This is a genomic window from Thalassolituus sp. (genome assembly GCF_034111725.1).
Taxonomy (GTDB): domain Bacteria; phylum Pseudomonadota; class Gammaproteobacteria; order Pseudomonadales; family Oceanobacteraceae; genus Thalassolituus.
The window spans coordinates 1-11,611 of sequence record NZ_JAWUWR010000021.1 but is presented as its reverse complement, the minus strand read 5'-3'; the positions used below and the strand labels follow the sequence as shown (position 1 = coordinate 11,611).

Genomic DNA, 11,611 nt, shown 5'->3' with positions numbered 1-11,611 from the left:
CGAAGTCTGCCTCGCCCTCACTCACTCCCACCATCACCGCAAGATGACCTCCTGATGAATCCCCCATAATGCCAATTCGATTAGGATCAATATGATATTTTTCGGCATTTTTTCGTAAATAACGAATAGCTGATTTAATATCTTGAACTTGCGCCGGTGCGATTGCTTCCGACGAGGGACGGTGCTCTATACTGGCAACGATATAACCCTGATGGGCAAAATCCGCTAATTGTGGCAGTGCTTGATAAAGGTTTTGATTGCGCCAAGCAGCGCCTTGCACGTAGACAATTAATGGCCACGAACTTTTGGCGCTCTCTTGTTTTGGCATCAGTAAACTTAGCGTTACCGCTCGTTCGCCATAAGTAGCATAGATGATATCGGGTAGGTACTTAGCTGCGTAGGAGTCGTCTTCGGCAACCGTCTCAATCATACCTGCGGGCTGCTCTAGTGATGGAGGGATTACAACATCACGAAAGCGAACCTGTGCCTGTGCATCATAGGCAAACGACGAAAAAACCAGAACCAGTAAGCAAGTACTAAAAAAGCTCAGCCAGCGACCTTTATTCTCAACCATACAGTTACCTCTCACACTAAACTATACAACAGTAAAGTATCACTACCCGCCATGTCTCAAACCCACGTGGTGTGGTTTATAGTTCAGTAAAATAGCAGGTCCTGCTACTCCTTCGAAGCTTAAGTTTGCACCTCAAACGTCGCGCATAAAAAAGCCCCACGATCACTCGCAGGGCTTTCGGTCTTAATAGTCGAACCAATCCAATAATCAGAGTTCGCTGGTCGAACCTATTTTATGGATTGATAAATCAGCGCCGTTGAATTCTTCTTCTTCCGTTAAACGAATACCAGAAACTGCTTTCACGAAGCCGTAGACAACAAAACCACCGATCAAGGCGACGGCCATACCAGCAAATGTTCCAATCAACTGCGACATAAAGCTGACACCGCCAAGGCCGCCGAAGGCTTCTAAACCAAAAATGCCCGCTGCAATACCACCCCATGCGCCGCACAAGCCGTGCAATGGCCAAACACCTAATACGTCATCAAACTTGGTAAAACGGTTTTGCGCCAGTGTGAATACGTATACGAACAGTGCGCCAGCAACACCACCAACAACCAATGCACCGATTGGATGCATCAAGTCAGAACCGGCACACACCGCCACTAAACCAGCCAATGGGCCGTTGTGAATAAAGCCAGGGTCTTTACGGCCAGCCAACATCGCCGTAATCGTACCGCCAACCATCGCCATCAAGCTGTTTACAGCCACCAGACCAGAGATACCATCTAATGTCTGAGCAGACATCACGTTAAAGCCAAACCAGCCTACCGCAAGAATCCATGCACCTAACGCAAGAAAGGGAATATTCGACGGTGCAAATGCCACAACGCGACCATCACGATAGCGACCTTTGCGCGAACCTAATAGGAATACGGCTGCAAATGCAATCCAGCCACCCACGCTGTGAACAACCACTGAGCCAGCAAAATCGTGGAAACTCGCGCCAAAAGTTGTTTGTAACCAATCTTGGAACCCGTAATTGCCGTTCCAAATAATGCCTTCAAAGAAGGGATAAACAAATGCCACGATCAACGCTGATGCGATCAACATTGGATAAAATTTAGCGCGTTCGGCAATACCACCCGAAACAATCGCAGGAATGGCTGCCGCAAACGTCAACAGGAAGAAGAACTTCACCAGCTCATAGCCACTATTCACGACAAGGTCGTTAGCGCCAGCGAAGAAATCCATGCCATAGGCGATTTGATAACCAATGAAAAAGTAAGCCAAAGTCGAAATGGCAAAATCAGTAATGATTTTTACTAAAGCGTTTACTTGGTTCTTGTGGCGAACCGTACCCACTTCTAAAAATGCAAAACCGGCATGCATCGCTAGCACCATAATGGCACCGAGCAAAATAAACATGGTGTTGGCGCTTTGCATCAAGGTTTCTACCGCGCTATTGATGCTGTTGACGTCAATGTTTTCCACGTTGGGTCCTCTTCAAAGTTAACGAGATTAAGTTAAGGCAGGCGCTCACTCCGAAGCCCCAAATCAGTGCCTAAACGATAATCAAACCCAGTCCTAGGTAAGAATGTAGAATAAGTGGCGATTCATTTAGCAGATTTCATACCAAGTTTGTCATCTTTGTCTGAAACCAGCTTAATATCGCCCAGATATGGCGCATTGTCGCGAGTAAAAGTTTCAATATGTCGCAATTATGGATTTTTACTGCGGAGCAATGAGGGAGGGATGAACCCAATACTGCACACACATGGTGCAATATTGGTTTTTTCGCTTTTTTTTAGTGCCTACACTCAAGCTATGCGACGTTTCACTTAGTAATGTGATAACACACATGAATATTGGTGCGGCGAGCATAGTCAGTAGGAATGGATTTAGCGCTCACGTCCACAATCGTAAATTCGCTCAGTGCTTCAGCATCCATGTCGAACTTACGCAGGTTGTTCGAGAAAATCATAGTACCGCCCGGCGCAAGGCGTTCCATTGCAAGACGAATCAAGTCAACATGATCGCGCTGTATGTCTAGCACGCCTTCCATACGTTTTGAGTTAGAGAAGGTTGGTGGGTCCATAAAGATAATGTCGTAGCTGCCTTTATCTTCACGCAACCACTGCAAACAATCGGCTTGGATAAACTTGTGCAGTTCGTCGTTTATTTTATTTAAACGTAAGTTTTCACGACCCCAGTTTAAATAGGTACGCGACATATCCACGCTGGTGCAATGTGCGCCCACGGCGGCGGCATGAACACTGGCGGTAGCGGTGTAGCAAAACAGGTTTAAAAAGCGTTTGCCTTTGGCAAGCTGGGCAATTTCTAAACGCGTTGGGCGGTGATCCAAAAACAAGCCAGTATCTAAATAATCTTTTAGGTTTACTTGTAATTGCACTTGGCCTTCGCGCACGACCATAGTGCTTTTTTCATCGTTGTGTTTTTCGTATTGCTTACGGCCAGTTTGACGCTCACGACGCTTCAGAACAATCTGCTCTGCAGGCACACCAGTGACTTCTGGCAATACGGCCAAAATATCGAGTAAACGACGCTCAGCCACCGCCGGATCAATGGTTTTAGGCGGTACGTATTCTTGTACGTGTAGCCAATCTTCATAGCGATCAACCGCTACCGCGTATTCCGGTAAATCGGCATCGTATAAACGATAGCAATGAACGTTTTCGCGATTCGCCCACTTTTGAAGATTCTTGATGTTCTTTTTCAAGCGATTGGCAAAGGCTTCTACCGGCCCGCGAATAGCACTGGCAGGGGCACGGTCTGAGCGTTCATCCGCAGCACCAAATACCAACAAGCGGGTTTCAATCTTGCCGTTCATTAACTTGTATTGCTTGTTCACCGGGCGGCGAACACTGCGCGCCAAATCAAGATTGGCGGTAAACATGGCAATCGGCCATTCCGGCATTTGCATGGTGGCATCGTGGAATTGCTGATACAGCGGCGCCAATTGTGGCAGTTCGCTTAAACGCTCACCGTAAGGTGGGTTACAAACAACAATACCGCCCTCTTTGATCACCTCTTTTTGGACGCGCAGTTGTTCAATGCTACGGCGTTCCAAATGCACTTTACCGGCAAGGCTTGAACGTTCGAGGTTTTTAGTCGCGGCATTCAATTGATCACCATCAATATCAAAACCATACAAACGACTAGTCATCGCGGCTAAGCCTTCGGTGCGACGAATACGAGCCGCTTCGACTTCCGCTAACCATATTTTGTGGTCATGTTGGTGCCAGCGATCAAAGCCCCAACGCTGACGATTAAGACCGGGTGCGACATCTGCAGCTATTTGGCCAGCTTCGATCAAAATTGTTCCTGAACCACACATAGGGTCAACAAGATGTTTTCCAGCTTTTGCTAATGCTGGCCAACCGGCACGAATAAGAATCGCGGCGGCTAAGTTTTCTTTCAAGGGAGCCTTGCCCGGCTGCAAGCGATAACCACGACGATGCAAGCTGTCGCCGGTCAGGTTTAGATAGAGAAAAATCTTACCTTTACGCAGCTGAGCCTCAATACGAATGTCGCCATCTTTGTCGACATTCGGGCGAGTACCCTCTTCCTCACGGAAGCAATCGACGATCGCATCTTTGATTTTTTGCGCGCCAAATTGGGTGTTGTTCAGGTAGTCGGTACGACCATGAAAGTCGATACGAAACGTAGCGCCTACGGGGAATACCATCGGCCAGTCGACCGAACGGGCCGCCTCATACATTTCGTCGACATTGTCTACCTGACTTTCTTGCAGTGGTAGCAACAAACGACTGGCAAGGCGCGACCATAAACAAAATCGATAAGCGGTCGCTAAGTCGCCACGCCAGACCACACCGAGAATAGTTTCGCGCTCAACTTCACCGCCTAACTCTCTGATTTCATCGGCCAATAGTGATTCAATTCCCTTCGGGCAGGCTGCCAAAAAAGTATGTTGAGTGGCGTTCGTTTCGTTTTGCATGGTGATAAATCCCAGTCCGTCAAATAGCAGAAAGCAGTTAAAAACGTTCTGCTTATAAGAAATCAATCGTTAACATTCGTCGTTCTGTCACGGTACAACTGTAGTCGGTCTGCTGCTGAACACCTGTGGCTGCCAACCCGAGCAAATGAATAGCGAGGAAGCAACTCTATGAAAAAACAGAAACGCGACATGAACGAAAGAGCATTCGCGCGCGGTTATCGCGCTGGTGTAGAGCGCCGTTCTAAAGACCTAGCCCCTGAAGGGCCAAACCGCGATTACTGGATGGCCGGTTGGCGATCTGGACGCGAAGACAACTGGGACGGCTATACCGGCGTTTCTGGTATTCACAAGATGGCGGTATAACCGCTAACCCAATCTGAACACCCTAATTTTAACCTCCCGCTCCAGGAGGATGGCCCGGCAAATACGTCGGGCCATAGATTCTTCTCTAAGCTTACTTTCCCAATACCGATTTGATGGCGTTAACACATTCGCCAACCAATTCTGGGCCGCGATAAATAAAACCGCTATAGATCTGCACTAGGCTGGCACCGGCTTGAAACTTCTCAACCGCACCACTGCCATCGAGAATGCCACCGACACCTATAATAGGTAATCGACCTTTCAGAGCTTCTTGCAAGCGTGCAATGGTCTCTGTGGCTAGGTCTTCAACGGGCGCACCGCTCAAGCCACCCGCCTCACTGCCATGCTTGGCACCTTGTACTCCGTCACGAGATAGCGTGGTATTGGTTGCAATTACACCGTCGATTTCACAATCAATCAGGGTTTGCGCCACCAGCTTCACTTCATTCTCGTCCATATCTGGAGCGATCTTCACGAACATAGGCTTGTAGCCGAATTCTTCGGCTAACTCGCGCTGACGAGCTTTCAGCGGCGTAAGAAGGTCACGCAACGCATCGCCATACTGAAGTGTGCGCAAGCCCGGTGTGTTTGGCGACGATATATTCACCGTAATGTAAGTCGCGTATTGATAAACCTTTTCTAAGCAGATCAGGTAATCGCTGGTCGCGTCCTCAACTGCGGTATCAAAATTCTTACCGATGTTAATGCCTAGAACGCCACGAAACTTTGCCTTTTTAACGCGTTCAACAAGGTGATCCACACCTTTGTTGTTAAACCCCATACGATTAATGATGGCGCGCTGTTCCGGCAGACGGAATAAGCGTGGCTTAGGATTACCCGGCTGTGGACGCGGTGTAATCGTGCCGATTTCGATAAAACCAAAACCTAAGCGAGCAAAGGCGTCGATGTAGTCGCCGTTTTTATCCAAACCCGCGGCCAAGCCAACCGGATTTGGAAATTCAATACCTGCAACCGTTACCGGCGCGGCAGGCACTTGTTTGGTTATAAATTGCAGCACACCTAGGCGTTCAGCCGCACCCAGCATATCTAAGCCCAGCTCGTGAGAGGTCTCACCACTTAGACGAAAGAACAACTGACGGGTTAAAGCGTACCAATCCATAACAACCTCAAGTGAAAGCATGCGAAAAACGGCGGCATTATATGCTACTTGGGGGCTGCTGTAGATGATCAGGTAGAAAAAAGTAGGCTAGAACTTCAGGTCAATCAACCCGCTTGATACTTTGAAAGCGACCATCGCCATCAAACTCGATGGCATAACGACCGTGAATACCATCATGGCCGATAACATGTTGCAGCACGTTCGCAGGAAAACGCACCCTGCGGCCATCCACGGAAGTAGCCTGCACCAATTTGATTTCACCACGATAGTAGCGAAGGTATTCCTCCGCACTTAAATGAATATCAACCACAATACGCTGACTCACGATTGATCCTTTTCTAACGCTTGCTGCACCTCAAGTCTACGCGACTCCAGAAGCTCCAATTCTTTATCTAAACGCCAACGTTCAAAACGTTCACGCAATGACTTTATTCGTCGAAACGTTTTACCGGATAAACTTTCTGGTTCGCGCTGCAACCAAAGTACCTCGGGCTGCAAATAGTCGGGCATGACGGCTAAACCTGCACGATTAAATAGACGCCCTTCTAAATCGTCATAACGATTTTTAGGTAGCTTATCTTTCATACACAGTGGCGCTTGGTTTAATACTTCTTCCAATAGTGCGAGTGTACGAAACACCGGGCAATTAACACTCTCATTCCACCCGCTGTCTACATACTCAACCCAGCTAAACCGCGCTTCCGGCACCCAATGGCGGTCTTCACAGCGAACATAAGGGCGCGTTATAGAATGCAGCAGAGGATCGGGCTGCAGGGCGAGAATTCGATTCCAAAAACGTAGACCATTAAAATTAGCCACTAAATCGGCATAGGAATAAATGCCTGTCGTTTGTGCGCCAAAATATACGCTCTCGGTCCATTCGCCAAACAGTATAGCTTCCTCCACTGACAAGGTGAGGTGCTTAGTCATTTCGAAATAGGTATGACCTTCTGTAAAAAAGTGTCCCATTTTATCAGTACCGACTTCTTCGCCACCGACACGAATCACCGCAGCGACACGTTCACTCAGCACCAAAGACGGCGATTGCGGCCAAGTGAAATTGCGGTAAATCGAATGATTTAGCGCTACACGGTATCCATCGTTATCGGCAACGGTTTCGGCGTAACTTTCTATCTGACCAACAATCGGCCGCGCCAAATACACTGCCATTGAATCGTACAATCGAGGTATAGAGCAGCGCGATTGCTTGGGAACGCGTTGAACCTTACGCGGCTTTAAATGAGGTGCCGGTCGATTAGCGCGCTTAATCGCTAAATTCATACGCCGCTGTACTTCGGCGGCGATAACGGCAGAGCTATCGTTTAACACCAATTCTGCAGGCCGTGAAAATTGATCCACCTCCGCAGCACTAACAACGCAGGAAGCCATAAATACTACCAATAATTCCAACAGCACCAACAGCAGCGAGAGGCGCTTAGCAACGGCTGTATTAGCCAAAAACATAAAAAAGCCCTGCACCATAAAAAATAGATGCAGGGCTTTTAGCACGAATTGCGTAAGACTGCATTAAGCAGCCCGCGCGGACCGTTACTCGATCTATTTACACGACCGAATATCTATCTAATTGCAGTTTTTTTGATGACGACTCGCTTGGGCCAAGTCGAGCAACTCGCGCAAGGCGACAGCAATCATAGCAAATTCCATATTGTCGGCACTTTTAAGTTCATTAAGCATGCGCTGCCAGCGTCCTACCAACACAGCCTGCTCCTCTTCCCAGTTCGCAATTGCATCACTCAATTCCGTCTGATTATCGTTACCCGCGAGAATGCCAACCGTCAGCGAACGCTGCTGCCAGTCGAGATCATCTCGGAAACTTTCTCGCGCCATTGCTTCCCAGTGAGAGCTAGTAGGCAAGGCATTAATTTGCTGCAAGAACCAGCCCAATGATAAATGCTCGCCGATGCCAAAATACGCCTCAGTGACATTGTGCACGTCGCATTTGCTTTGCTGAGCGGCTTCGATAATGCCGAGCGCGGCATACAACTCGCCCGCCCCTGCGGAAAACGCAGCTAAATCGGCAGGTACGCCAGCTTCACGACGTTTATCATAGAGTGCCTGCCAGCGAGCTAAAGCACCGCCTTTTAATGTCTCACCCAAATGAGCAGCAATATGGCGTACCGCATCACGGAATTGCTCAACCTCAGCAGTAATGGCAACGCTAACGCGGCGATTGCGCAAGAACCAGCGCGTAGCTCGGCGCACAAGACGCATTAACTCCGCCATCATATCTTCTTGAATATGCGTATCGACGCTGTAATCCAGTGCGTTAATCTTGCTCCAGTATTCCGCTAGCGAGAAGGTATCGCGTGCGGTTACATAAGCCCGAGCAATATCGGTAACAGTCGCACCACTAGAGTCTCCTAAGCGGCTAACAAAAGTAATGCCCATGTAGTTAACCATGTCGTTCGCCAATTGCGTGGCAATTATCTCACGGCGCAAACGATGGCGAGTTAATGGCTCGGCAAAACGTGTAGCAAGTTCTGCAGGGAAAGCCGTACTCGCAATTGCCGAGATATAATCGTCTTCGGTAATGCTTGGACGATTAAGCTGTTCTTTTAAATCGGCTTTCGTATAAGAAATTAACACCGCCAATTCAGGACGTGTTAAACCTTGATTTTGTGCACGGCGATCTAGTAACACGTCCTCCGATGGTAAAAATTCTAAGCTACGATTCAGCTTGCCTTGGCTTTCGTAATCACGCATTAAGCGCACATATTCGTCCAAGCGTAATTTGCAATCGCGATAAGCCAAAGCAATCGCTTGAGTTTGGCGATAGTTATTATTCAGCACTAATTTACCGACCGCTTCGGTTTGTGCCATAAAGACTTCATTACGCTGCTTACGAGTTAGATCACCATTATCCATGATCTCGTTCAGCATAATTTTGATGTTGACTTCATGGTCGGAGCAATCGACACCGCCAGCATTATCGATAAAGTCGGTATACGATGCCCCACCATTTAAGCCGTATTCAATACGCCCAAGTTGAGTCACACCTAAGTTACCGCCTTCACCAATCACCTTGGCACGAACTTCGTTACCGTTAACTCGCAAACCATCGTTAGCTTTGTCGCCCACGTTAGAATGACGTTCATCACTGGATTTAATGTAGGTACCAATACCTCCGTTCCAAATCAAATCCACCGGCGCTTTTAAAATCGCTTTAATTAAATCATTGGGTGCTAAGTAATCCTCTTTAATCTCAAAGCGGACTTTCATTTCTGCGCTAATCGCTATGCGCTTAGCCGACCGCGAAAAGATACCGCCGCCGGTCGATATCAATGATTTATCAAAATCTTCCCAAGACGAACGTGGTAATTCAAATAAACGTTTACGCTCAGGAAACGTCGCTGCCGAATCAGGATTCGGGTCCACAAAGATATGCATATGGTTAAAGGCCGCAACCAAGCAAATATGCTCCGACAACAGCATACCGTTACCGAACACGTCACCCGCCATATCACCAATACCGACCACACTAAAATCGGTGGATTGAGTATTCAAACCTTGCTCACGGAAATGGCGTTGCACCGAAACCCAAGCGCCCTTCGCGGTAATGCCCATTTTCTTATGGTCATAACCAATCGAGCCACCGGAAGCAAAGCCATCGCCCATCCAAAAACCGCGATTTACCGCAATTTCGTTGGCAATATCAGAGAAGGTAGCCGTGCCTTTATCCGCTGCAACCACTAAATACGGGTCATCAGGATCATGACGAATCACACGTTCAGGCGGTACAACATTGCCCTCGACTAGGTTATCCGTTACATCGAGCAGTGCGCTAATAAAGGTTTGATAACAGGCGATACCTTCGGCCATAAAGGCGTCTCGTCCACCATCTTTAGGTAGACACTTAGCCACAAAGCCGCCCTTGGCACCCACGGGTACAATCACGGCATTTTTAACTTGTTGCGCTTTTACTAAGCCCAACACCTCTGTACGGAAGTCGTCGCTACGATCCGACCAGCGAAGTCCACCACGCGCTACCTTACCGCCACGCAAATGCACACCTTCGACACGAGGTGAGTAAACAAAGATTTCAAACATAGGACGCGGTAGTGGCATGTCGCTGATGTTTGCAGGATTCAATTTGAATGAGAGATAACTCTTATCGCAGCCATTTTCATCTTGCTGATAGAAGTTGGTACGTAAGGTGGCTTTAATCAGTTCAATATAACGACGAATGGTGCGGTCTTCGTTGAGTTGATCAACATTATCGAGATCTGCGATAAGCGACTCTTCGATCTTAGCGACATTCGCTTCACGCTGTTCAACGGTTTGCTCCTCTAGACCAAATCGCTGATGAAATAGTTTGACTAACTGCGCACTAATACCGATATATCCGCACAAGGTATCGGCGATATAGGATTCGGAAATACCGAAACGAATTTGCTTCATATAGCGCGCATACGCACGCAAAATTGCGATGTCTTTCCAGCCTAACTGGCCGCCGAGAACCAGACGATTAAAGCCGTCATTCTCTGCACGGCCTTGCCAAACCGCACTAAAGGCGTCTTGAAATAGATGCTTAACCGCGCCGATATTGATTTTATCCGACAGGGTATAACGCAGCATAAAATTGTGAATCCAAATACGCTGACCATCAGCGCATTGAATTTCATAAGGATGTTCGCCTAATACACGAAGACCGAGATTTTCTAAAACCGGAATAACATCCGACAAGGGTAAAATCGTTTCGGAATGGAACAATTTAAAGCGTAATTCGTTTTCGCCTTCTTCCAATTCACGATAAAAACTCATGGCCATTTCTTTAGCTGAGTCTCCGCGTAATTGTTCCATATGCTGAATATCAGCAACCGCGGTACGCGCGCCGAAGCTCTCCCGATAGCCGGCAGGAAATGCCGCACGGTATTCATGAAACTGTACGTTACCCTTCTCTTCGCCTACCTGTTCGATAAGCGCATCGTGCATATCATCTGTCCACGATCGTACAACTTGGCGAATTTTACGAGCTACGATTTCCTCATCTAACGTATTGTCTCTATCGGGATTTAACCGCAACATAAAGTGCGTACGAGCAAGCACCGATTCAGAAAAATACGTATTAAACTCAATATCCAGCGGTTCAAATTCTTGGCGTAACACCTGCTCCATTTTGTAGCGCAATTCAGTGTTGTAGATGTCGCGTGGTGTATAAGCTAGGCAAGATACAAACTTACTGTAAGAATCTTTGCGTAAGTAGACTCGCGTCTGACGACGTTCTTGAATATTAAGAATACTAATGGCTGTTTTATAAAGATGGTTAACATCCGACTGGAACAGCTCGTCACGCGGATACACTTCAAGTATACGATTCAGCTCTTTACCGCTATGGCTCCAAGCTTCAAATTTAGCTAATGCCCGCACACCGTTCAATTTCTCACGAATTAACGGAATATTATTCGGCGTCTCAATATACACAATCGAGGTGTACAGGCCCATAAAGCGCATGCCACCGACCACATTGCCGCTTTTATCAAAGCGTTTAACCACGACATAGTCAGGATACGCAGGGCGATGCACGCGACTGCGCGTACCCGACTTCATAAAGCTCACCATGTTCGGGCTGGTGATAAAGTCTTGAATCTCCGGCTCTAATTCTTCTAGCTTGATG

8 protein-coding genes are annotated in these 11,611 nt (G+C 47.7%); 1 reads left to right on the top strand and 7 read right to left on the bottom strand.

Translation table 11 applies throughout. The features are described 5' to 3' along the window. The 3 genes from UXZ23_RS03205 to rlmKL all read right to left on the bottom strand — a co-directional run. The coding region (locus UXZ23_RS03205; RefSeq protein ID WP_320819205.1) for an alpha/beta hydrolase at positions 1 to 574 on the bottom strand (574 nt) is incomplete at its 3' end. 207 nt (positions 575 to 781) lie between these two features. Next, on the bottom strand, positions 782 to 1,960 hold the full coding sequence (locus tag UXZ23_RS03200) for an ammonium transporter (RefSeq protein ID WP_320819206.1): 1,179 nt from the start codon (positions 1,958 to 1,960) through the stop codon (positions 782 to 784). A gap of 391 nt (positions 1,961 to 2,351) precedes the next feature. After that, on the bottom strand, positions 2,352 to 4,493 hold the full coding sequence (gene rlmKL, locus UXZ23_RS03195; RefSeq protein ID WP_320819204.1) for a bifunctional 23S rRNA (guanine(2069)-N(7))-methyltransferase RlmK/23S rRNA (guanine(2445)-N(2))-methyltransferase RlmL: 2,142 nt from the start codon (positions 4,491 to 4,493) through the stop codon (positions 2,352 to 2,354). Positions 4,494 to 4,661: 168 nt separating this feature from the next. On the opposite strand from rlmKL, the gene rmf reads away from it, so the two are divergent. Beyond that, a complete protein-coding gene (gene rmf, locus UXZ23_RS03190) occupies positions 4,662 to 4,856 on the top strand; it encodes a ribosome modulation factor (protein ID WP_015486362.1) in 195 nt (64 codons plus the stop codon). 91 nt (positions 4,857 to 4,947) lie between these two features. Here the strand turns inward: rmf and UXZ23_RS03185 are convergent, their stop codons facing one another. The 4 genes from UXZ23_RS03185 to UXZ23_RS03170 all read right to left on the bottom strand — a co-directional run. Then, on the bottom strand, positions 4,948 to 5,976 hold the full coding sequence (locus UXZ23_RS03185; protein WP_320819203.1) for a quinone-dependent dihydroorotate dehydrogenase: 1,029 nt from the start codon (positions 5,974 to 5,976) through the stop codon (positions 4,948 to 4,950). Between the two features lie 100 nt (positions 5,977 to 6,076). Then, positions 6,077 to 6,301 carry a DUF2835 domain-containing protein gene (locus UXZ23_RS03180; RefSeq protein WP_015486360.1) on the bottom strand — a complete coding sequence of 75 codons (225 nt, stop codon included), beginning with the start codon at positions 6,299 to 6,301 and terminating at the stop codon, positions 6,077 to 6,079. Continuing rightward, positions 6,298 to 7,440, bottom strand: coding sequence for a hypothetical protein (locus UXZ23_RS03175; protein ID WP_320819202.1), 1,143 nt, complete (start codon positions 7,438 to 7,440; stop codon positions 6,298 to 6,300). Before UXZ23_RS03175 ends, UXZ23_RS03180 begins: the two co-directional genes overlap by 4 nt. 117 nt (positions 7,441 to 7,557) lie before the next feature. Then, the coding region (locus UXZ23_RS03170) for an NAD-glutamate dehydrogenase (RefSeq protein WP_320819201.1) at positions 7,558 to 11,611 on the bottom strand (4,054 nt) is incomplete at its 5' end.